The organism is Flavobacterium glycogeni (assembly GCF_048286775.1).
Classification (GTDB): Bacteria; Bacteroidota; Bacteroidia; order Flavobacteriales; family Flavobacteriaceae; genus Flavobacterium.
Window position 1 is genome coordinate 1 of record NZ_JBLVPV010000014.1, and the last position, 23,234, is coordinate 23,234.

The following is a 23,234-nucleotide window of genomic DNA, read 5'->3' on the forward strand; positions in this document are numbered from 1 at the left end:
ACAATAACGAAAGAATCAAATCAAATTTAAACAAAATGAGCCCGATAAAATATCGAGCTCACTATTGTCAAAATTAATTATAAATTTGTCTAAACTTTTGGGTGCAGTCTATTTAAAGCAATTTAAACGGGGTTTTGTTTTTTACTTTCAAAGGTTTCGTTTGTTAATACTTTTGGCGCATGATTGATTCGAGAAGACGTAAGTTGTATTTTCTTACGAAAGTTATTTGAAGTTTATCATTGTATTACGATACGGTTAGTATGTAAAATTATTGTTTTTATCGCTTTAAAATCCAGCCAACTCTTGGCTTTTTGTTAATATTCAATTCATTCAGAGTTTAAATTCACGGCATTACTTTGCTGAGAATTTAAACAATCAACCAAAATGAAACGAATTATTTTACCAATGTTATTTTTAGCATCATTAATCTCATGTGAGAGTGATTCTAAATCTTCTAATGAAACGACGAGTGTTGTTTTAGCGAATCAATCTTCGACCCCGGTGTTATTGAAAAAGCAAGTCGGCTTTGAGAACTTAGAGCTTTTTTCACTGATTGCTTCTGATGATGTTTTAGCAGAAAGTCCAAATTTTGTTTTTGGAGGATCAGCTGATGGATCAGGATTGTTGAAAAACGCCGATGGCACTTTTACTTTTTTGGTAAATCACGAAGACAATTTTGCAGTATCAAGAGTCACATTTGATAAAACATTAAAACCTACAAAAGGAGAATATTTGTTGAATTCTGACGGAGGATTCTCGAGGTTATGCGGCGCTACAATGGCAACGGTTGCTGAACATGGTTTTGGACCACTTTATATAACCTGTGGAGAATCAGGAGAAGAATCCCAAACGCAGGGAATAAATCCTTATGGAGATGTTGGAGCTGCTTCTATTGTAAAAGCATTACCAGCTTTTGGAAGATTAAGTGCGGAGAATGCTTTGCCATTAAAAAAAACTGCATTTGCAGGAAAAACAGTTGTTGTGATTGGTGATGATGATGATAAAACCAATGGCGGACAAGTATTTATGTATGTATCGAATACTGTGGGTGATTTGTCAACTGGTTCTTTGTATATGATGAAAAGAACGAATGACAACCAGAGAGAGAAAGATATGGTTGCGGGAGAAACCTATAATGTTTCGTTTGTGAAAATCGAAAATCAAAAAGATTTGTCAGGCGCAGCAATTAATGCGTCAGTAAATACTTTAAAAGCCGTAAAATTTGGTAGAGTTGAAGATCTAGATTACAGAAAAGGAGGAGGAGCTGCTGACCGTGAAATCTACTTTAATGTTACTGGACAAGCTACTACAGGAGTTAATGCGGATGCTTCAAGAACTAAATACGGTAGAGTTTATAAGTTGAATCTGGACGCTGCAAATCCATTAACAGGAACTTTACAGATAATTCTTGATGGTGATGATCGTACTGGAATTGCCGGAAAATTCCAAAATCCAGATAATATTTGCGTGACAAAAAATTATGTATACGTACAAGAAGACGCTAATGGATATGGAGATGAGACTCATGATGCTTACATTTATCAATACAATATTGCTACCAAGGCATTAAAAGTGGTTGTGGAGTTAGATCATCGCCGTACCGCGACTGATGCTGCAAAATATAATGTAGGTGGAACTTCTAAATTTGGAGATTGGGAATATGGTGCTTTGATAGATGTTTCAGAGCAATTAGGAATTGAAGATACTTTTTTATTGAGTGTCCAGCCACATTCTTGGAGAGGTGATAAATATAAAGGGGTTGATGGAGGTACAAAACGTCCACTTGAAAATCAGGCGAGTCAAATTGTTTTAATCAAAGGATTGGCAAGATAAATTCTTCACAGATTAAATAGTTGCAGAAATCCACGGTTTCCTTTTTGAAACCGTGGTTTCTGTTTTTTTATAATTTTCTTAATAATTCATAAATAGCATGAAGAATTTTTTTCTTTTTTTAATTCTAATTTCACTTTTCTCCTGTAAGGATAATACCCAAAAGCATGAGGAAATAAATGATTTGTTCCAATCAGATATTAAAATATTAGTTCAAAAAGTTGCTCAATTAGAAGATTTAATTCAAAATAACGCACCATTACCACAAATTCAAAAGCAATTCTTGGAGGCACATCAAAGCTACAAACAAGTAGAAACGATTAGTGAGTATTATTTTCCGACTGTTTCTAAAGAGATTAATGGTCCTGCATTAGATGAATTTGAAGAAGACGAGGGAAAAACAGTTCCTCCTGAAGGATTTCAAGTAATTGAAGAATTTATTTTTCCTAAATATGACCCTGAATCAAAAGGGGTACTTTTAAAAGAAATTGGGATACTTTCCGCTAATTTAAAAAGGCTAGACTATCTTTCGCAAACGAATCAATTGACAGATTCGTATATTTTTGATGCTATGCGGTTAGAAGTCTTTAGGATTATTACTTTAGGGATTACCGGATTTGATTCGCCAATTGCTCAAAACTCCATTCCTGAAGCATTGTCATCATTAGAAAGCATTGAGAAATATTATAAGGTTTATGCTGAAGACTCAGATGACGCAGTTCTAAAAACGATCGAAGAGGGAAAAGAATATTTGAAAAATAATAATAAGTTCAATGAATTTGACCGGGCTGCTTTTATTCTGAAAGTTGCAAATCCGCTGAGTAAGGATTTATATAAAACCCAAATGGCTTTGAATATTCCTTTTGTCAAAGAAACCAGAGGATTAAAAACAACTGCCCAAACCCTTTTTGACAAAAATGCTTTTGATGCCGAAGCTTTTTCGGCATTTCCAGATTATGAAACGACACCAGAAAAAATAGAATTGGGAAAATTATTGTTTAATGATCCTGTTTTATCGGGAGATAATTCTCGTTCTTGTGCTTCTTGTCATCATTCTGATAAAGCTTTTACCGACGGTGTGGAGAAATCAATTTCATTAGACGGTAAATCTTTGGTTAAAAGAAATACGCCTACGCTTACTCATATAGCATTTCAACGTGCTTTCTTTTTCGATTCGAGAGTTAATTATCTCGAAGATCAGGCTGTAGCGGTAATTATCAATGAAAATGAGATGCATGGTTCTTTGGCAAAATCAGCTATAGCTTTAAAAAAACAAGCGAGTTATGTTGCCAAGTTCCAAAAGGCATTTCCTAAGAAAGAAATAGATGAATTTGGGATAAAAAACGCATTGGCATCCTACATAAGATCATTGAGTAATTACGATTCAAAGTTTGATGGATTTATGCGGGGAGAGGAAAAGTTTGATTTAGATGAAATCGCAGGATTTAATTTATTCGCCGGAAAAGCAAAATGTGCGACGTGTCATTTTATTCCATTGACAAACGGAACGGTACCGCCAAGTTTTATGAAATCAGAAAGCGAAGTGCTGGGTGTTCCGGATAAGTATAAAAAATTAGATCCTGATTTAGGGAAATTCGAATTAACGAAAGCCGAAATTCATCGTAATTCTTTCAAAACGCCTACCATAAGAAATGTAGAATTGACGGCTCCATACATGCACAATGGTGTTTTTAAATCGTTGGAAGAAGTGATTGATTTCTACAATGATGGCGGCGGGAGTGGATTGGGATTCAAGTTAGAGAATCAAACCTTACCCGAAGACAAACTGAACCTTACAGACTTGGAAAAAAAACAGCTCATTGTCTTTATGAAAACGTTGACAGATAAAAAATATTTTAAAAAATAAAACAAAAAATGCGCTGAAATTCAGCGCATTTTTCTAACTAATTCAAAACAGTTTTATAGTTTGAAACCATAAGCAAGACGAACTCCAACTTGTCCTACACCTTCACCTGAAGTTCCATTATTGTTCACTGTTGGAAAATCAGAATAGTGCTCATAACGCAAAGAGATATCAATGTATTTTGAAGCATAACCAATACTTGGGGCTAAAATCAAGGAGGTTTGGTTGTAATTATTAGTCACTGCAAATCCTGCACCGGCTTCACCCATTACATAAAATTGATCATCCCATACGAAAGCTTTAAAACCTGCTTTTACCGGAATAAATCCTAGATCGTCTCCGTCAGCTTTACTTACAAATAAGTTGTTGAAACCAGTTGTTAAGGTTACAGAATATCTTTTTGATAAATCATATTGTAATCTTGCATCGGCTCCTAAAGCTAATTTGTATGGATTATCAACTGAATATCCACCATTTAAACCAAATCCTAAACGGAATCCCTGATCGTAATTTGGAACTTCTGTAACTTCTGTAACTTCTTTTGTTTCTTGTGCTTCTACATTACCAGCAAATAGCATTGCTATTGCTAATACAAATACCGTTTTAATTTTTCCAGTGATTTTCATAATTCTATTGTTTTGATTAATATTCTTTTGTCGTTATTTCTATTTGTTTCTAAACGACTTTACAAATGTATAGCCCTCATAAGTCTGTTTTGTTATAGAATTGTTGGGTTTTGTTATAGAATTCCTTGTTGAGTGTAAATAAGCAGTAAAAAAGTAGTGTTATATATGCAATAGTATTGATGCAATTGAAAGCTTCTAATTATCTTTGCCATCAAAAAAGCAAAAAGTGAATTTATCTCAGTACTTCAAAGAGTTTTCTTATAATATTGCATTAGCCTACCCAGTAGTTTTAGGAATGCTAGGTCATACATTAATAGGTATAGTTGATAATTTCATGGTTGGTAAATTGGGTTCTACCGAATTGGCGGCCGTTTCACTGGGTAACAGCTTTATATTCATCGCTTTGTCTTTAGGGATAGGATTTTCTACCGCAATTACTCCCTTAGTGGCTGAGGCGGATGCCGAAAAAGATGATCAAAAAATCCGTTCGACTTTTCATCACGGATTGCTTTTATGCACGGTTTTAGGAGTTGCATTATTTATTTTGACGGTGTTGTCTAAACAAATTATGTATTTGATGCACCAACCCAAAGAAGTGGCTGATATGGCTGCTCCTTATATTGACTGGGTTGCGTTTTCTTTGATTCCGGTGATTATCTATCAGGGATACAAACAATTTGCTGATGGTTTAGCCAAAACAAAATATTCGATGTATGCTATATTTATGGCTAACGTAGTGCATATATTTTTTAATTATGTACTGATTTACGGAATTTGGATTTTTCCAAAATTAGGAATTCTGGGTGCTGCACTAGGAACCGTATTATCAAGGATAATGATGGTAGTTTTTATGCATTACCTGATGAAAAGAAATTCAGCATTGAAAAAATATTTCAAGAATTTTAGTTTCAAAGAAATACGAAAATCAATTTTGAAAAAAATTATCAATCTTGGTTTGCCCTCAGCAATGCAAATGTTGTTTGAAGTAACTTTGTTTACAGCTGCGATTTGGCTTTCAGGTTCTTTGGGTAAAAATAGCCAGGCTGCCAATCAGATTGCACTTATTCTGGCATCGTCAACTTTTATGGTAGCGATGGGGTTAAGCGTTACAGCAATGATCCGAGTGAGTCATACCAAAGGAATGAACGATTATAAAAATTTGATTATTGTAGCACGATCTATTTTTTTATTGGCGATTATACTTGAAACCTTTTTTGCGATAATCTTTGTGGTTTTTCATAATTTTCTGCCACATTTATTCTTGAATATGACGGATTCAGCCCAAATGCTAGACAACGAAGAAATCATCATTATAACTTCAAAATTACTCTTGATTGCAGCCATTTTTCAAATCTCGGATGGAATTCAAGTAGTTGTTTTGGGAGCGTTACGTGGTTTGCAAGATGTAAAAATCCCTATGTACATTACCTTTGTGGCGTATTGGGTCATTGGTTTCCCTATTTCCTATTATTTAGGAAAATATACGGAACTCAAAGCCGTTGGAATCTGGATTGGACTTTTGGCGGGATTAACCGCTGCCGCTTTATTTTTGTATATTCGCTTTGCGAGATTGACAAGAAAGTTGGTGGTGCAAAATCATAACAAATAAAATAATAAATACTTAACTATTAAATTCATGGAATTACCAAAATTTTTACTGGGCGACAATACTGATTTTCCCGAAGATATTTTTATCATACACTTAGATTACCCAAGATTTATCATCAATCTAAAAGATGATGAGGTAGAGTTTATGGAAGAAGCAGAGGATCTTGACGAAGCAGAATTAAATGCTGAAATGGAAGGATTAATCGTTCTCGCCAATGAATTTTATGACCGAGAAATTAAACTTTACGAAGAGTAGGTCTAAAATATCAAGTTTTATGAAAAAAATATTTGTAGTGTTTTTGGCTTTATGTGGAGTCGGATTTGTGTTAAAAGGAATATTTGGTTTTTTTCCTTTGAATTTCTGGACAATTTCTGAAAATAATTATTGCTATGATTTAGGACATAATTTCGGTTATTTAACCGCTAAAGTTGCTAAAATTATTGTGGGTATATTTTTAATTAAATATACTTATGATTGGTTTAGTAATGAAAATAAAATGCAAGAAAACAATTAGATAATCCTAAATAATTTTTCTAAATAATAATTGTAAAGTAAAATATCCCTTTTAAATGAGAAGATTAGCTTTTCTGAAACCTGTTTTCAATTTCATAGCAATAGGATTGCTAATAACTACCTTAAGTCGAATATTTTTATTTTTTCTCTTTAAAGACAGGGTAGTAGAAACTCAAGAGTATTGGCACATTTTTCCAATTGGATTCCGAATGGATTTAATATTGTTGTGTTATTTGTCTTTTCTTCCCGCAGTTTTAATTACCTTTTTGCCCAGTCAAATTATAAAATACACGAATAAAATTGTAGTGTTTTATAGTTTTTCATTTCTCTTTTTGATTCTTTTTGTAGAACTGGCAACGCCGGATTTTATTAAACAATATGATACGCGTCCAAATAAGATTTTTTTAGATTATTTGATTTATCCAAAAGAAGTTGTCGGGATGTTGCTAAAAAGCTATTTAACTTCTATAATGGTTACTTTTTTAATTTTAGGAATCACGTTGTATTTTGCCATAAAAAAAGGGAATACATTATTTCACACTCAAAAATCGGATTACAAATTCAAGCTGATTATTTTTCCGTTTGTTGCTTTTTTTCTCTTTTTTGGTGCGCGTTCCAGCCTTACTTCAAAAAGACCCATTAATGCGAGTAATGCTGTTTTTTCAACGGATCAATTAACAAATTGCTTAGGATTAAACTCCTTTTACACCGTTGCTTTTGCCGCTTATTCGATTAAAAATGAAGGCAATACTAAGATGTATGGTAAAATGGATGAAGCGGAGGCGACTGCCCGCGTAAAAAAATACATGAATGTGTCAGAAACTGATTTTACCGACGCATCGATTCCATTTCTTCATAATCAAGAACCCGATTCTCTTTTAAAAAGACCGTATAACCTTGTCGTTTTTTTACAAGAAAGTCTTGGAGCGGAATACGTTGGTATTTTGGGTGGAAAACCATTAACTCCGGAGTTCGATAAACTGTCTAAGGAAGGATTGCTGTTCACCAATTTGTATTGCACCGGAACGCGAAGTGTCAGAGGAATTGAAGCCGTTATAACTGGATTTCTTCCTTCTCCATCTGAAAGTGTGGTGAAACTTGGAAATTCGCAACAAGGATTTTTTACTTTAGCGGATGCTTTAAAAAGAAAAGGTTACAGCACCAGTTTTATCTATGGCGGCATGGCTAATTTTGATAACATGGCTTCTTTTTTCAATGGAAATGGTTTTGAAGACATTGTGGATCAGGATGATTTCGACAAAGACGGGAATAAATATGCTTTCAAGGGAACTTGGGGTTATTCTGATGAGGATTTGGTGGTGAAAGCTAATAATTATTTTAAATCCAAAGGAAATAAACCATTTTTTTCGTTAATGTTTTCTACGTCAAATCATGAACCTTTTGAGTATCCTTCCGGCAGAATTAAGCCTTTTGACAAAAAGCCTGCAACAGTAAACAATGCCATGAAATACGCTGATTTTTCAATTGGCAAATTTATTGAATTAGCTAAAAAAGAGGCCTATTTTAAAAACACTATTTTTATTGTTATTGCAGATCACAATACAAGAACCTACGGAAAAAATTTAGTTCCTATAAACAAATTTCATATTCCTGCTTTGATCATTGGACCTAACGTTCCAAAAGGAAAAGTATATGATAAATTAAGCAGTCAAATTGATATTCCGCCAACTTTATTGAGTTATCTCGGAACTCAATTTGAAACCCCGATGGTTGGAAGAAATTTAAACAGTTTGAATGCATCCACAAAAGGAAGATCTATTATGCAGTTTAACGATATTAACGCTTTTAGAGTTGATAATCAAGTCGTAATCATGCAGCCAAACTTAAAACCGTTACAGTTTGAAATTAAGAACGATACTACTTTTATTCTTGTGAAACTAAATACTGAATTAGCAAAAGATGCTTTAGCACATGTTATTATAGCTGGAAATTTATATAAAGAGAAAAAATATAAACTTAGGGATAAGAAGAGATAAATCGTTGTTTTTCGGAAAATTGGAAAAAGGATTAGGGTAATTTTTTATAATCTTGGTACAGATTTAATAATTTTTGAGCGGCTGCAAAGGGTGAAATTTCATCATTTTGCACCGCTTTTTTGTTTTATTTTTTAAATATTTGGATGATTGAAAATAAATTTCACATTTAAATGAATTAGTTGTATTTTTAACAAGTTAGTTTGCAGTGTGTTAGTGTTTGAAAAACAATAAAAATTAGGGTAACAAAAACTAACCTCTATTGATATAATACTATAAACCATTAAATCTAAACCGTCATGAAGAATACAAAAACAATTTCAAAAGTCCTTCTCGTTCTATTTTTATTGGTGCAAAATAGTTTTGCTCAACAAAAAGGCTTAGATGCATCTATAAAAGAGAAAAAGGTACAAACAGGCAATTCTTTAAATGAAATAGAAACAAAGGCAATCCCAGGAACAATAGTAAATAAAAAAAGCAATATAAATAACATAAATGGAGGGATGCCAAACAGAATTTCGATGAATGTTACAGTTCCAAAACAGACTCAAGGAGCGACATTTGGCGAAAAAGTAAACGCAGGCAGAATAAATGTAACATTAGTTGAAGGAGGTTGTGTAGTTTTATTTCCTTCAAATACAGGATATAGGGTTAATACCTCCAATAATAGTATTGTTGAATTGTCTAAAAATGAGAGTCTCGCTTTTGGAGAAAAAGTAAATCAAGGGCTACATGCCGCTGGTGGAGCATTATCGCAAGGTGCTTCGTTAATGGGCGGGGCTTTACCGGGTGGCGCTATTATTTCCGCAGCAGTTTCAAGTGTGGGTAATTTATCAGGTGGTGCAAGTGGTGGCGCAGCTGCAGCTTCTTATGCAAAAACTGGAAAAAAAGTTTGGGAAATCAATGATAAAGGGGATGGTGTGATGCTAGAGTTGACCGATGGTGAATTTGAATTGACATTTGTTATAGTTGAAAAATCTACTTCAGGTTTAAAAGATACCTTAAAAACCCAGGTTCGCATTGGTTTTGACATAATAGGTAATGTTTTAAAAACCAAACATGATACCGCTAAAAACTCTGTGGGTAATATCCGTTAATAAAAAGGAATTTATAGTTAAAATTTAAAATACTTTTCCAATAAAAGAGTGGCGGCTGCAAAGGGTGAAATTTCATTATTTTGCACCGCTTTTTTGTTTTGTTCCAATGCCTTTTGAATTTCCGGATGGTTGTAAAAATTGGTTTTCAATTGTTCGTCGATAGTCTCCAACATCCAATATTGGTTTTGTTCTTTCCTTTTTTCAAAGAAATAAGTATTGCCTTTTGTCAGTTCCAGGAATTTCTGAATGGTTTCCCAAACATCGGGTATTCCTTCATGGGTAATGGCGCTGCAAGCAGCAGTTGTGGGTGTCCAACCGGATTTTTTTGCAGGGAAAAGATGCAATGCTCTATTGAATTCTAATTTAGCTAAATTTGCTTTTCTAATATTATCACCATCAGCTTTGTTGATGACAATAGCATCAGCCATTTCCATGATTCCGCGTTTGATACCTTGCAATTCATCGCCAGCTCCTGAAATCTTTAATAGAAGAAAAAAATCAACCATGCTGTGAACGGCGGTTTCACTTTGTCCTACGCCAACCGTTTCTATAATAATAGTGTCAAAACCGGCAGCCTCACAAAGAGTAATCGTTTCACGGGTTTTTCGAGCCACACCCCCTAATGTTTCTCCCGAAGCTGATGGACGTATAAAAGCATTCTTGTCTTTAACTAATTCTTCCATTCGGGTTTTATCACCCAAAATGCTTCCATGCGAAATCGTACTGCTGGGATCAACGGCAAGTACCGCTACTTTCTTTCCTAAACCAGTCAAGTATTTTCCAAAAGCTTCAATAAACGTGCTTTTTCCAACACCGGGAACTCCAGTAATTCCTATTCTGACAGATTTGTTAGCATAAGGCAAACAGGCATTTATTACTTGATTGGCTTTTGCCAAATGGCTTGCATTCGTACTTTCCACTAAGGTAATCGCACGGCTCAGAGCAGTTATGTTTTTTGCTAAAATACCTTCAACTAGTTCTTTTGCCGAAGGTTGTGTTTTTCTAAATTGCTGAATATGCCCAACAGCAGCAGCGCTGATAATTTCAGGAGGAGAAATTCCGGGTTTTTCGTTTAAGGCGCTTGGATGATGTTTTTTATTTGGCAAAATAATTTTTTAGAATAGTAAAAGTAGTGAAAACAAAAACAGTTTCAAAAAGCAACTGCTTATGAAACTGTTTTATTTAAGAAAATCAATAGAATTAATACGCTGCTGTAAAACGAACCTGATGATGTTTTGGGTTTTCAACTTCATCAGCAATAACAACTGCTAAATCTTCCACTGATAAAATGCTTCTTTGATTTTCATCAAAAACAGGATTTTCTAATCCCAGACGGTATTTACCCGTTCTTCCTGTAGTTATGCCTTGATGCATTTCAAAAGCCGGACTGAAAAATGCCCAATCCAAATCTTTTTCTTCTTTGATAATGTTCAAATAATCCCTCGCTGCTGTTGCTCCTGCATAATATTCTTTTGGAAAATCTGGTGTGTCTACAGCTTGCAGATTTGGAGCAACAAACAAACTTCCTGCGCCACCAATGACAATTAACCGTTTTATGCCTGATTTTTTAACGGCTTCTTGAATGGCTTTTGAGCCTTCAATAAAATCGGTATATAAATTTGGATTGGCCCATCCGGCATTATAAGCACTTAGTACCACATCATTTCCTGCAATGATTTTAGACAGTTCTTCAACGTTATTGATGTCAGCTTTCTCCCATTTGACGGTTGCGTTTCCATTTTTTTTAGGATTTCTTGCTATGGCCGTAATTTCATGATTGCGACTTGCCAATTCATTTAAAATGGTTGAACCTACAAATCCTGTGGCTCCGATAATTGCGATTTTCATAATTGCATGTATTTAAAAGTAATAAAAAATGTTACAGTTTAGTTTAAAAAAATAGTCTTAAAATTGATTAGAAAAATTTTCCAGTGTAATACCGCTTAATTGTAAGCTGATTTTTTCATTGATATTTTCATATAAATTTTCTAAATTTTCATTGATTTTTTTTCCAACGGGGCAATTTGGATTAGGCTCATTTTTTGAAAATCCCAGGCCAACAGTATCAAAAGTCATTTTAAAAATAGTGTCTAATGAAATTTTTGAGGCCGATTTTAATAATTTCGTTCCTCCATTTTTGCCTTCTTTGCTTTCTACAATATTATTTTTTTTCAGGTTTGCTATTTCTTTTCTGACCAAAACAGGATGTAAATTGATACTTCCCGCTATAAATTCAGAAGATAAGTATTCATCTGGGAATTTAGAGAGTAATGTAAGTATATGTATCGTTATTGCAAATTTACCTGAAACCATACTGTAATAAAATATATTGCAAATATACAATTAAAAATAGAATTACCAATTTTTTGTTTTTTAACATAATCAAAAAATCTAAAGGAGGATTTTCTATTCCCCTGAATAAATTTAAATGGTATTTTTGTATCCAATTCGTAATTATGAATAACTTCATTCTAATCTTTGTTTTTTTATTCCTGGGCATTGTACTGCAAAATGTAAAAGCATTTCCTGTTGTAAATGCTTACAAGCTATTAAACAAGATTGTCATTTATATCTGTCTTCCGGCATTGGCCCTGTACTATATTCCAAAAATAGAGTGGAGTACAGAATTACTCTTGCCAATTGGGGTATCATGGATTGGGTTTGTCGTTTCGTATTTGTTTTTTAGTTTTTTAGGAAGCAAATTTGGATGGTCTAAAAAACTCATAGGATGTTTAATTATAACTGCCGGTTTAGGGAATACTTCTTTTTTAGGCTTCCCAATAATTGAAGCATTATATGGCGAGGAAGGTTTGAAAACGGCTATTTTAGTTGATCAACCTGGTTCTTTTGTGGTGCTTTCTACATTGGCAATTCTCGTGGCAACCTTATATTCTACCGGAAGCCCAAACGGTTTTCAAATTGCCAAAAAGATTCTTCTTTTTCCTCCATTTATAACTTTTTTGGTAGCCTGTTTGATGAATGTTTTTAATTTTGATTTCCACGAATACATTCAGTTTCTTTTGCAAAAAGTAGGTAGCGCCATGACTCCATTGGCTATGCTTTCAGTTGGACTGCAATTAAGTTTTGACAGAAAAAGCCAACACTGGAAATTTCTGGGATTGGGTCTTTTGTATAAATTAATAGTGACTCCGGCTCTCATTTACTTGTTGTATGTCGTAATTTTGCAACAGCATTCAAAAACCATTCAAGTTGCCATAATGGAGTCTGCGATGGCACCCATGATTACAGCTTGTATTTTAGCGTCTACCCACGGTTTAAAGCCCCGTTTATGCAGCATGATGATTGGTTTTGGAATTCCATTGTCGTTTGTCACCTTGTTGTTTTGGTATTTTGTGGTTCAGTTTGTTTGAATTTTATAAACCCATTTGAATCAATAATTATTAATATCGTTTTATTTAAAAATATGAATTCATCTCTTGATAATGTATCAAAACCAGATACAAATCCTATTGCTCAGCAAACCGTTTACTCCGTATTATTCTCCATTGCATTCGCCCATTTATTGAATGATTTATTACAAGCAGTTATTCCGGCAGCATATCCTATTTTAAAAGAAAATTTCAATTTAACGTTCACCCAAATCGGGTTAATCACCTTGGCGTATCAATTGGCGGCTTCTATATTGCAACCTTTGGTTGGTTTGTATACGGACAAAAGACCAAAGCCTTTTTCTCAAATTTTTGGAATGCTGTTTACCTTATCCGGAATCGTGTTTTTATCGTATGCTTCCAGTTTTTCGATGATTATAATTTCGGTTGTTTTGGTTGGGATTGGTTCTTCCATTTTTCATCCAGAAGCTTCCCGAATCTCCTTTTTGGCATCTGGTGGAAAGCGTGGTTTGGCACAATCCATTTTCCAGTTGGGAGGCAATGCCGGAACAGCAATCGGACCTTTGTTAGTTGCCTTAATTGTAGTTCCTAATTCACAATATTACATCATTTGGTTTGTGATTGTTGCTATCATCGGATTGATTGTTTTAAGTAGAATTGCGTTGTGGTATCAAAACCATTTAAGTTTAAGAAGTACCAAAAAAACGGTAATCGATGTGCCTAATTTATCCCAAAAAACGATTGTAATCTCAGTGGGAATTTTGTTAGTTTTGATATTTTCAAAATTCTTTTACATGGCAAGTATGTCGAGTTATTTCACGTTTTATTTAATCGAAAAATTTGGATTATCGGTGCAGGAAGCGCAATTTCATTTGGTTTTATTTTTGGCTTCTTGTGCTATTGGAACCTTAATCGGCGGACCGTTGGGCGATAAATTCGGAAGAAAATATGTGATTTGGTTTTCGGTTTTGGGAGTAGCACCTTTTACTTTATTGTTGCCGTATGTTGATTTGTTTTGGACAGGCGTTTTATCAGTCTTAATTGGAATCATAATCTCCTCTGCATTTCCGGCAATCTTGGTTTATGCACAAGAATTATTGCCTAAAAAACTCGGAATGGTTTCTGGTCTTTTCTATGGTTTTGCCTTTGGAATGGGCGGTTTGGGTTCCGCTTTATTGGGAAATCTTGCAGATCACACCAGCATAACTTACGTGTATTATCTTTGCGCCTATTTGCCTTTGATAGGGATTATAGCGCTCTTTCTGCCTAATTTAAAGAAAAAATAATACTTCTTTTCAGGAGCTTTTTCCTGCTCTGCACTGTATCTTTTGTTTTTTAAAGAAAAAAACAAAAGGATGTCGTTGCGATCAGGGCTAGGGCATTTGGTTTCCTAAATTGCATTATTTTGGAAGTATTGCTTTCTGGTTTTCATAAAAATTAGTAGAATTTTAAGATTAGTTTTCTCCTTTATTGCTTTTATTTCAATAACTTACAATGTTACTAATCAATAAATTAAATTACTATGGCAACATTACGATTAGGCGATATTGCTCCTGATTTTGAAGCAGAAACGTCACAAGGAAAAATAAAATTTCATGAATGGTTAGGAGATTCTTGGGGTGTTTTATTCTCCCATCCCGCTGATTTCACACCTGTCTGTACCACTGAGTTAGGAACAGTTGCCAATTATTATCCTGAATTTGAAAAGCGAAATGTAAAAGTAATCGCATTGAGTGTTGATGGAGTAGATTCCCACAAGGAGTGGATTAAAGACATCAATGAAACTCAAAACACCACCGTTAACTTTCCTATAATTGCTGATGAAGACAAGCATGTTGCTGAATTGTACGATATGATTCATCCCAATGCAAGTGAGAGTTTCACGGTTCGTTCGGTTTTTATAATTGGACCAGACAAAAAAATAAAATTGACCTTGACATATCCTGCGTCAACCGGTAGAAATTTTGACGAACTATTGCGTGTTATTGATAGTTTACAATTGACTGCTAAATACAGCGTAGCAACACCGGCAAACTGGAAAGATGGTGATAAGGTGGTAATCTCGACAGCAATTAAGGACGAAGATATTGCTGCTAAATTCCCAAAAGGCTACGAAAGAGTAAAACCATATTTAAGAATGACACCACAGCCTAATAAATAGTAATTTTTTAGAACACCTTATCAATAAAAAAGCAGAATGAATTTATTTTCATTTTGCTTTTTTATGTATACAGTACCAAACATTAAGTTTCTGCTTCAAACACACCAACGTGTAAATTTGAAGTCATTGGAGTTTTTTAATACAATTTAGAGCTTCTTCAAATTTTCTTTTTACCTCTTAATCTCATTGTTGGAATTAGTTTTGATTTATTAGTATAAAAAAGCAGCATAGGAATTTTAAAGTATTAAATTTTCTAATGCAATTTTCTCTTTACCTCTTAATCTCATTGTTGGAATTACTAATTGATTTAGAGTAAAAAAACTGAACAGTTACTTTTTAGTGGTAATTAATAACCCGGAAATAATGATTCCCATACTTATAATTTGGGTTAGTAAAATGGCTTGGTTAAGAAAAAAATACGCCAAAATCCCACTGAAAACGGGGATCAAATAATATATTAATGCTGTTTTTGAGGTGCCAATTAATCGAATGGCTTCGTTCCATAAATAGAAAGAAATTAAGGAAGCGCAGATGCCTACGTATGTGGTTATCAGGACTGTTTTAGTGTCAAAAATCACTTTTTTATAATAGATGTGTTCATACATATAAAAAGGAAATAGTAAAATTGTGCCGATTATAAATACACTAAACAAAAACACTTTTGGGGTTAACTCATCCGGTTTTTGTCGGACTAGTATCGTATAATAAGCAAAAAAGAAGCAAGCAACAAGCATCAATAAATCACCAATGGTAAAACTGATATGGAGTAATGCTTGCATGGAACCTTTGGAAATAAGGACTAAAACTCCTGTAATTATGGTTGCAATTCCCACTATTTTTATAGTAGAAACTTTCTCTTTAAAAATAATCCTGGAGAGAACAACAATAAATAACGGAATCGAAATGGCGATTAATGATAAATTGACTGCGCTTGTTGTTCTTCCTGCAAAGTAAATCAGCGTATTAAAAATAGTGATGCCCAATACAGCCGTAAGCGTAAGATACCGAATGTGTTTCTTTACAATTTTGAAACTTTCAATCGTACTTTTTATAGCAAACGGAGCCAAAACAATACAAGCAACTGTCCATCGCCAAAAAGCCAATCCAATAGGAGGGATGTGACCTTTTATACCACTGGCAATTACCATATTTACTGACCAAAGCAAGGTAGCTAATAAGGCAAATAAAACCCCTTTAGTCGTGTTGTTCATTAAATAAGACTGTTTATTTTGGCATATTGTAGTAACATAATGGTTTTTGCATCCTGCATTTGACCGGATTCAATCATAGAATACGCTTTGTCGAAAGACATTTCCATCACATCTATATTTTCTTCTTCATGTTCCACTCCGCCACCGTCACTCACTTTCATGGATTCATCATATTCGCCAACAAATAAGTATAAAATTTCGGTTACGGCACCGGGTGACATATAGGTTTCCATCACCTTTTTTACTTTAGTAATGCGGTATCCTGTTTCTTCTTCGGTTTCTCGAATGATGCATTGCTCGGGATTATCTTGGTCCAGAAGTCCTGCACAAACCTCAATCATCATTCCGGTTTCATTTCCGTTAAGATAGGTTGGCAAGCGAAATTGTCGCGTTAAAATAACTGTTTTTTGTTGTGTGTTATATAATAAAATGGCGGCGCCGTTTCCTCGATCATAGACTTCTCTTTTTTGGGTAATCCAAGAGTCGTCTTTTTTTTGATAGTCAAAAGTTACTTTGTTTAAGATATACCAATTGTCTGAGAGCAATTCGGTTTTTTGTATTTTAATAGCTGGATTTTTCATTTGGCTGGATTGATTTTTAAACTAAAAAAAACGCTCTGAATTTTCAGAGCGTTTAGTAATCTTATTTTAGAATAGTTTGCTTTCTGTCTGGACCTACAGAAACTATTTTGATAGGAACTTCCACTTCTTTTTCAATGAATGCAATGTATTCTTTTAATTCAGTCGGTAATTCATCATAGGTTGTCATACCAGTCAAATCTTGTTTCCAACCTTTGAAATCCTGATAAACCGGAGTTACATTTTCTGGCTCGATGTTATAAGGGAAATGAGAAATTTTCTCCCCTTTATAATTGTATTCGGTACATACTTTCAACGTTTCAAATCCTGAAAGAACATCACCTTTCATCATCATCAGTTGCGTTACACCATTAACTTGAACAGCATATTTAAGTGCTACTAAGTCTAACCAACCACAACGTCTTTGTCTTCCGGTTACAGATCCAAATTCATTTCCTACACGTGCCATAGTTGCACCATCTTCGTCAAAAAGTTCAGTAGGGAATGGACCACTTCCTACGCGTGTTACATACGCTTTGAAAATTCCGTATACTTCCTTGATTTTATTTGGAGCAATACCTAAACCGGTACAAGCACCTGCAGCAGTTGTATTAGATGAAGTTACAAATGGATAGGTACCAAAATCAACATCCAATAATGAACCTTGTGCTCCTTCGCATAATATTGATTTACCTGCTTTTTGAGCTTGGTGTAAATATTCTTCGCTGTCGATAAAATCTAATTTTTTTAGTTCTTCGATAGCTTCAAAAAATTCTTTTTCTAATTCCTCTAAATTGTATTGGATAGCAACATCGTAGAATTTTATCATTGCTTCATGCTTGTCAGCCAAAGCTCTGTAACGATCTGCAAAATCTTCTAATTCGATATCACCTACACGAAGACCGTTTCTTCCGGTTTTGTCCATATAAGTCGGACCAATTCCTTTTAAAGTAGAACCAATTTTTGCTTTGCCTTTAGAAGCCTCAGAAGCAGCATCTAATAAACGGTGTGTTGGCAAAATTAAATGCGCTTTTCTTGAAATGATTAATTTGCTTTTGATGTCTAAATTAAATTTCTCAAGACCTTCAATTTCTTTTTGAAAAACTACAGGATCAATTACTACTCCGTTTCCAATGATGTTTACAGCCGTTTTATGAAAAATACCAGAAGGAATAGTTCTAAGAACATGTTTTATTCCGTCAAATTCCAAAGTATGTCCTGCATTTGGACCTCCTTGAAAACGAGCAATAATATCATAATTTGAAGTTAGAACATCAACAATTTTCCCTTTTCCTTCATCTCCCCATTGTAATCCTAGTAATAAATCTACGGTCATTCTATCTGTTATTTTGTAGTTAGTGATATATTGAAGGGACAACTAGTCAGTTATCCGTACTATTTTTGTTTTTTTATTCCATATAAATATAAGGAATGGTTGGTAATCTCTATGTCGAATATTTCTTCGATTGTTTTTTTGATACTTTGAATTCTTGGGTCACAAAACTCGATTACTTCGCCAGTATCTGTCATTATAATATGATCGTGCTGTTTGTCAAAATATGATTTTTCATAATGTGCCTGATTCTGTCCAAATTGGTGTTTACGCACTAAAGCACAATCCAATAGCAATTCAATCGTATTGTAAAGAGTTGCTCTACTCACACGATAGTTTTTATTTTTCATTTTGATATAAAGATTTTCTACATCAAAATGTTCTTCGCTATCGTAAATTTCCTGAAGGATAGCATAACGTTCAGGAGTCTTGCGATGTCCTTTTTTTTCAAGATACATTGTAAAAACATTTTTTACAATTTCTTGGTTTTTGGTGTTATCTGTGGAAATGAGTGTCATATGCGGGCAAAGATAAATTTTTTAGTTTAAAGTATAAAGTTTCAGGTTTGTTTAGTTTCAAGTTTTTTAGTTTCAGGTTGAATAAACGGAGATTTGAAACTAAAAACTGGATTTTTTTCTATGTTTTATAAACCCTTGTTACTTTATCGATTCCGTCAATTTTTTTGATATTGTTGATCATTTTTTTCAAAATGGTATTGTTTCGAACAATTACCGCAACTTGACCATGAAAAATTCCTGCATCGGTACTTAAGGAAATACTCTGAATATTAACATGCATATTGTTTGAAATCACCTTTGTTAATTGGTTTGTAAGTCCTAAAACATCCATTCCGGTTATGTTTATGATGGCTTTGAATTCTTCTTGTGAAGAGTCAATCCATTTGGCGGTCATTATTCGGTAGGCATAATTAGATTGCATCCCAATGGCGTTCGGACAATCTTTTTTATGCACTTTTATTCCTTCGTTGATCGTTACAAATCCAAATACATCATCACCCGGAATTGGGTTGCAGCAAGGCGATAATTTATAATCCAATTTGTCATGTTCCTTACCAAAAACAAGTAAATCATAGTTACTGCTTATGATTGGTTTATGGATATCTTCATCAGCAGTGCTTGGCGAACGTTTCATTTTATTTTTGAAAAAATTAATGAAAGTATTGCTTTTTTGTGCTGCGTAGTCTTTGAGTTGCTGGTTTTCAATAGCGCCAATTCCTACTCTATAAAATAAATCTAAACTCGTTTTTAGTTTGAAAAAGTTAACCAATTCGTTAACCACTGATTCGTTTAACGTTATTTTTAAATGTTTTAGTTTTCGAGTAAGGAGTTCTTTTCCTTCCTCGCCAATTTTCTTGGTGTTTTCGTTTAAAACATTTTTTATCTTCGTTTTGGCTCTGGAAGTGGTTACATAATCTAGCCAGTTGATTGTAGGTTTTTGATGTTGCGAGGTGATAACTTCAATTTGATCGCCACTTTTTAATTCGAAGTTCAAAGGAACTAATTTCCCATTGACACGCGTTCCTCTGGTTCTAATTCCTATTTCAGAATGAATGCTGAAAGCAAAATCAAGTGAAGTGGCGCCTTTAGGCAATGATTTTATTTCTCCTTTTGGAGTAAATACAAAGATCTCTTTAGAATATAAATTCATTTTGAAATCTTCCACAAAATCTACTGCATTCGTTTCTGAACTTTCCAGGGCTTCTTTTAATAAGTTTAGCCAAACATCCAGACCGCTTTCTTCAGTAGCGCCATTTTTATATTTGTAATGTGCTGCGTATCCTTTTTCGGCAATTTCGTCCATGCGTTCGCTTCGAACCTGAACTTCGACCCAGCGACCTTTTGGTCCCATTACAGTAATATGCAGCGCTTCGTAACCGGTAGATTTTGGTGACGAAATCCAGTCACGCAAACGACTTGGACTTGGTCTGTAATGATCTGTTACAATAGAATATATCTTCCAGGCAAGAAATTTTTCGTCATGAGGATTTGATTTGTAAACGATGCGCAACGCAAACTTATCATACACTTCGTCGAAGCTTACGTTCTGCGCTTTCATTTTTCGACGAATGGAGTAGATAGATTTTGGACGCCCTTTTATAATATACTCGACTCCTTCTTCATCCAAAGCTGTTTTTAGAACGGCTGTAATATCAGCAATATAGGTATCTTGCTCTTCTTTGGTTTCTTTTATTTTGCTTACAATATCATTATAAACTGCAGGTTCCGTATATTTTAATCCTAAATCTTCCAGTTTAGTTTTGATGTTGTATAAACCCAATCGGTGCGCTAATGGAGCGTATATATACAAAGTTTCCGATGCAATTTTGGTTTGTTTGTCTTCCTGCATCGATTCCATAGTTTGCATATTGTGCAAACGATCGGCTAGTTTTATCAGAATTACACGAACGTCATCATTCAGTGTAAGAATCATTTTCCGGAAATTCTCGGCTTGTAATGATGCATTCAAATCCTTTTGAACCAAGGATATTTTGGTCAAACCTTCAACAAGTTGTGCTACTTTTGGATTAAACAAACGTTCGATATCCGGAACCGTCATTAGCGTATCTTCGACAACATCATGCAATAAAGCAGCGGCAATGGATGTGGCTCCCAAACCTATTTCCGAGGCAACAATTTTTGCCACAGCAATAGGATGAAAGATATAAGCTTCTCCTGATTTTCTTCGTTGGTCTTTATGCGCATCTACTGAAACATCAAAAGCCTTACGAATAAGTTTTTTGCCTTCCGGAGTTAAGGTTTGGTAGCTTATGCGAAGTAATTCTTTGTATTCTTGAGCAATTGCTTTATTTTCTTTTTCTAAATCTATTTCTGTCATAACGGCATGGTTCAATTCCTAAAAATAACAATAAGTAATGAAATAAACAAGAAGATTTTAGGATTTGAAAATAATAAAGGATCTATACTGGTTCATTATTGTCTAAAATGCGCATTGGCTTTTTGTTTTCATCCAATGCAACAAAAGTAAAATTCCCTGTTATGGCCTTTTCTCTATGATTGCTATACATTTGCTCGATATAAATTTCCACTTTCACATCTAAACTTGTGTTTCCTATTTTTGATACTTTTCCTATAAGTTCTACAATTGTTCCGGCAGGAATGGGCTTTTTAAAATCAATTCTGTCAGATGAAACGGTTACGCATCTTTTTCTGGTAAACCTGGTGGCTGCTATAAAAGCCACTTCATCCATCATCAACATGGCAGTTCCGCCAAATAAAGTATCGTAATGGTTGGTTGTGCTTGGGAAAACGGTTTTGAAAATTCTGGTTTCAGCTTGTGCGATTTTTTCTTCTAAATTCATTTTTAGGATATAAAATAGTTTGTTGTTTTTTGAAAAATATAGTTGTTGTAGGCAATTATTCGTTGGCTCTTTTAAAATCCAAATCCTGAAAATCATAACTAAAATCGGTGATCTAAAACCCTCTTTGTCTTTTGGCTTCAAAAATCAAGATGGCTGCTGCAACCGAAACATTCATAGAATCGATTTCGCCTTGCATTGGAATAATAATATTTTGAGTCGCTTCCTTTCTCCATTCCTCTGTCAATCCAGTGGCTTCCGTCCCTACAACCAAAGCGGTTGGCGTGGTGTAATCTTGCGTGTGATACGAAGTTGAGTTTTGTAAAGTCGCACAATAAAAATTAATTTTTCGTTCTTTCAAAAAAGCAATAATTTCTGATGTTGTTCCGGTAGCAATTTGGTTGGTGAATAAACAGCCTACACTGGAACGCACAATATTTGGATTGTATAAATCACTTTTTGGATTGGCAATAATTACCGCATCAAGATTAGCAGCATCGGCAGTGCGCAATAAAGCGCCGATATTCCCAGGCTTTTCCGGTGCTTCGGCAATAAGAATCAATGGATTTTCAGATAATTTCAAATCAGATAATTGCAGCGATTTGGTTTTGGCTACAGCCAAAATACCTTCAGTAGTATCTCTATAAGCCAGTTTTTGATAGACTTCCTTATTGATTTCTATCAGCTCTGCATTTTTAGATAATTGTCTGGCTTCAGCTTCAGAACAAATTTCAGGTAAAAATAACAGCATTTCCATTTCATAACTTCCTTTGATGGCAATAGAAATTTCGCGTTTTCCTTCAATTAAAAAGGTTCCGGATTGTTTACGAGCTTTTGCTTTTTCCTGCAATTGCACTAAAGATTTTATATATGGATTTTGTATCGAAGTGATTTGTTTCAAGAGGTACAACTATTTAATTTATAGGAAACAAAGATACATAGAGAAAATTCAGTTTTCTATATTTGGTTTCGAATATTTATCTACTGAAACAGGCGTGGATTAAATGTAGACAATATGAGTTGGTTACACGAGTATTTTCTTTAATTTTGTCCGAATTATATTTAATAAATAGCATTCTTTTTATCCATTTTTAAATCCAAAAACATCATGTTCCATTTATTAGACATCATCGGTACGATGGCTTTTGCCATGTCTGGCGCTTTGACGGCAATGAATAAAAAAATGGACCCTTTTGGTGTATTTATTATTGCATTTGTAACTGCCGTGGGTGGCGGAACGTTGCGTGATATTATGATTGGGCGAACTCCTGTGGGATGGATGCTGGATTTAAAATACGTTTATGTTATAATTATCGGATTTGTATTGGCCATCATTTTCAGAAAAAAATTCGACCGATTGCGAACTTCTTTGTTTTTATTTGATACCATTGGATTAGGAGTTTTTACTTTAATAGGTCTTGAAAAAGGAATTAATATAGGGCTTCATCCGGTTATTTGTGTAGCTTTAGGAACCATGACAGCTTGTTTTGGAGGCGTTATCCGCGATATTTTGTGTACTGAAATCCCTGTTATTTTCAGAAGGGAAATTTATGCAACGATTTGTATTCTGGGTGGAATTGTTTTCTTTATCCTTCGGGAATTTAATTTAGAAAATGATGTTTTATACTTAGCGACATCCTTAGTTATTATTTCGGTTCGTTTGATGGCAGTGAAATTCAAATGGTATTTATCCCCTTTAGAGAATAAATAAAAAATGCTTAATTTCACGAA

22 protein-coding genes are annotated in these 23,234 nt (G+C 34.3%); 11 read left to right on the plus strand and 11 right to left on the minus strand.

Going from position 1 to position 23,234, the window contains the following annotated elements; genetic code table 11:
* Positions 1-384: 384 nt before the first annotated feature.
* Positions 385-1,833 (plus strand): PhoX family protein, encoded by a 1,449-nt coding sequence (locus ACNQGX_RS12010; protein ID WP_417976538.1) that lies wholly within the window; start codon positions 385-387, stop codon positions 1,831-1,833.
* 97 nt (positions 1,834-1,930) lie between these two features.
* Positions 1,931-3,697, plus strand: coding sequence for a cytochrome-c peroxidase (locus ACNQGX_RS12015; protein WP_417976540.1), 1,767 nt, complete (start codon positions 1,931-1,933; stop codon positions 3,695-3,697).
* Between the two features lie 53 nt (positions 3,698-3,750).
* Here the strand turns inward: ACNQGX_RS12015 and ACNQGX_RS12020 are convergent, their stop codons facing one another.
* Positions 3,751-4,320, minus strand: coding sequence for a hypothetical protein (locus tag ACNQGX_RS12020; protein WP_417976542.1), 570 nt, complete (start codon positions 4,318-4,320; stop codon positions 3,751-3,753).
* A 226-nt stretch (positions 4,321-4,546) separates the two neighbouring features.
* Between ACNQGX_RS12020 and ACNQGX_RS12025 the strand changes: the two genes are divergently transcribed.
* The 5 genes from ACNQGX_RS12025 (at position 4,547) to ACNQGX_RS12045 (ending at position 9,533) form a co-directional block, all read left to right on the plus strand.
* Positions 4,547-5,929: an MATE family efflux transporter gene (locus ACNQGX_RS12025; protein ID WP_417976544.1), complete on the plus strand. Its 1,383-nt coding sequence runs from the start codon at positions 4,547-4,549 to the stop codon at positions 5,927-5,929.
* A 27-nt stretch (positions 5,930-5,956) separates the two neighbouring features.
* Positions 5,957-6,184: a hypothetical protein gene (locus ACNQGX_RS12030; RefSeq protein WP_091204000.1), complete on the plus strand. Its 228-nt coding sequence runs from the start codon at positions 5,957-5,959 to the stop codon at positions 6,182-6,184.
* 19 nt (positions 6,185-6,203) lie between these two features.
* Complete coding sequence (locus ACNQGX_RS12035; protein WP_417976546.1) at positions 6,204-6,443, plus strand: hypothetical protein; 240 nt, start codon at positions 6,204-6,206, stop codon at positions 6,441-6,443.
* A 55-nt stretch (positions 6,444-6,498) separates the two neighbouring features.
* A complete protein-coding gene (locus tag ACNQGX_RS12040) occupies positions 6,499-8,439 on the plus strand; it encodes an LTA synthase family protein (protein ID WP_417976547.1) in 1,941 nt (646 codons plus the stop codon).
* Positions 8,440-8,735: 296 nt separating this feature from the next.
* Entirely contained in the window at positions 8,736-9,533 is a 798-nt protein-coding gene (locus tag ACNQGX_RS12045) for a hypothetical protein (RefSeq protein WP_417976549.1), read from the plus strand.
* 17 nt (positions 9,534-9,550) lie between these two features.
* On the opposite strand, the gene meaB is transcribed toward ACNQGX_RS12045, so the two are convergent.
* From meaB to ACNQGX_RS12060, 3 genes are all read right to left on the minus strand, one after another.
* Positions 9,551-10,639, minus strand: a complete 1,089-nt coding sequence (gene meaB / locus ACNQGX_RS12050) for a methylmalonyl Co-A mutase-associated GTPase MeaB (protein ID WP_417976551.1) — start codon at positions 10,637-10,639, stop codon at positions 9,551-9,553.
* Positions 10,640-10,733: 94 nt separating this feature from the next.
* Positions 10,734-11,381, minus strand: a complete 648-nt coding sequence (locus ACNQGX_RS12055; RefSeq protein WP_417976553.1) for an NAD(P)-dependent oxidoreductase — start codon at positions 11,379-11,381, stop codon at positions 10,734-10,736.
* Positions 11,382-11,438: 57 nt separating this feature from the next.
* Positions 11,439-11,846 (minus strand): Rrf2 family transcriptional regulator, encoded by a 408-nt coding sequence (locus ACNQGX_RS12060; RefSeq protein ID WP_417976555.1) that lies wholly within the window; start codon positions 11,844-11,846, stop codon positions 11,439-11,441.
* A 143-nt stretch (positions 11,847-11,989) separates the two neighbouring features.
* On the opposite strand from ACNQGX_RS12060, the gene ACNQGX_RS12065 reads away from it, so the two are divergent.
* The 3 genes from ACNQGX_RS12065 to ACNQGX_RS12075 all read left to right on the plus strand — a co-directional run bounded on the left by ACNQGX_RS12065 (position 11,990) and on the right by ACNQGX_RS12075 (position 15,044).
* Positions 11,990-12,904 (plus strand): AEC family transporter, encoded by a 915-nt coding sequence (locus ACNQGX_RS12065; protein WP_417976557.1) that lies wholly within the window; start codon positions 11,990-11,992, stop codon positions 12,902-12,904.
* Between the two features lie 53 nt (positions 12,905-12,957).
* Positions 12,958-14,169 (plus strand): MFS transporter, encoded by a 1,212-nt coding sequence (locus ACNQGX_RS12070; RefSeq protein WP_417976559.1) that lies wholly within the window; start codon positions 12,958-12,960, stop codon positions 14,167-14,169.
* 236 nt (positions 14,170-14,405) lie between these two features.
* Positions 14,406-15,044, plus strand: a complete 639-nt coding sequence (locus tag ACNQGX_RS12075) for a peroxiredoxin (RefSeq protein WP_417976561.1) — start codon at positions 14,406-14,408, stop codon at positions 15,042-15,044.
* A 329-nt stretch (positions 15,045-15,373) separates the two neighbouring features.
* On the opposite strand, the gene ACNQGX_RS12080 is transcribed toward ACNQGX_RS12075, so the two are convergent.
* From ACNQGX_RS12080 to ACNQGX_RS12110, 7 genes are all read right to left on the minus strand, one after another.
* The gene (locus ACNQGX_RS12080) at positions 15,374-16,255 is read right to left on the minus strand and encodes a DMT family transporter (protein WP_417976563.1); all 882 of its coding nucleotides are present in this window, start codon (positions 16,253-16,255) and stop codon (positions 15,374-15,376) included.
* Positions 16,255-16,836: a GDP-mannose pyrophosphatase NudK gene (nudK, locus tag ACNQGX_RS12085; protein ID WP_417976565.1), complete on the minus strand. Its 582-nt coding sequence runs from the start codon at positions 16,834-16,836 to the stop codon at positions 16,255-16,257. The genes ACNQGX_RS12080 and nudK overlap by 1 nt, the downstream gene beginning before the upstream one ends.
* A 61-nt stretch (positions 16,837-16,897) precedes the next feature.
* Positions 16,898-18,169 (minus strand): adenylosuccinate synthase, encoded by a 1,272-nt coding sequence (locus ACNQGX_RS12090; protein WP_121364626.1) that lies wholly within the window; start codon positions 18,167-18,169, stop codon positions 16,898-16,900.
* Positions 18,170-18,228: 59 nt separating this feature from the next.
* Positions 18,229-18,684 carry a Fur family transcriptional regulator gene (locus tag ACNQGX_RS12095; RefSeq protein WP_035670620.1) on the minus strand — a complete coding sequence of 152 codons (456 nt, stop codon included), beginning with the start codon at positions 18,682-18,684 and terminating at the stop codon, positions 18,229-18,231.
* 118 nt (positions 18,685-18,802) lie between these two features.
* A complete protein-coding gene (locus ACNQGX_RS12100) occupies positions 18,803-21,022 on the minus strand; it encodes a RelA/SpoT family protein (protein WP_417976567.1) in 2,220 nt (739 codons plus the stop codon).
* Positions 21,023-21,104: 82 nt separating this feature from the next.
* Positions 21,105-21,506 carry an acyl-CoA thioesterase gene (locus ACNQGX_RS12105; RefSeq protein WP_417976569.1) on the minus strand — a complete coding sequence of 134 codons (402 nt, stop codon included), beginning with the start codon at positions 21,504-21,506 and terminating at the stop codon, positions 21,105-21,107.
* A gap of 112 nt (positions 21,507-21,618) precedes the next feature.
* Positions 21,619-22,404, minus strand: a complete 786-nt coding sequence (locus tag ACNQGX_RS12110) for a TrmH family RNA methyltransferase (RefSeq protein ID WP_417976571.1) — start codon at positions 22,402-22,404, stop codon at positions 21,619-21,621.
* 207 nt (positions 22,405-22,611) lie between these two features.
* Between ACNQGX_RS12110 and ACNQGX_RS12115 the strand changes: the two genes are divergently transcribed.
* Entirely contained in the window at positions 22,612-23,214 is a 603-nt protein-coding gene (locus ACNQGX_RS12115; RefSeq protein WP_417976573.1) for a trimeric intracellular cation channel family protein, read from the plus strand.
* Positions 23,215-23,234 lie beyond the last annotated feature (20 nt).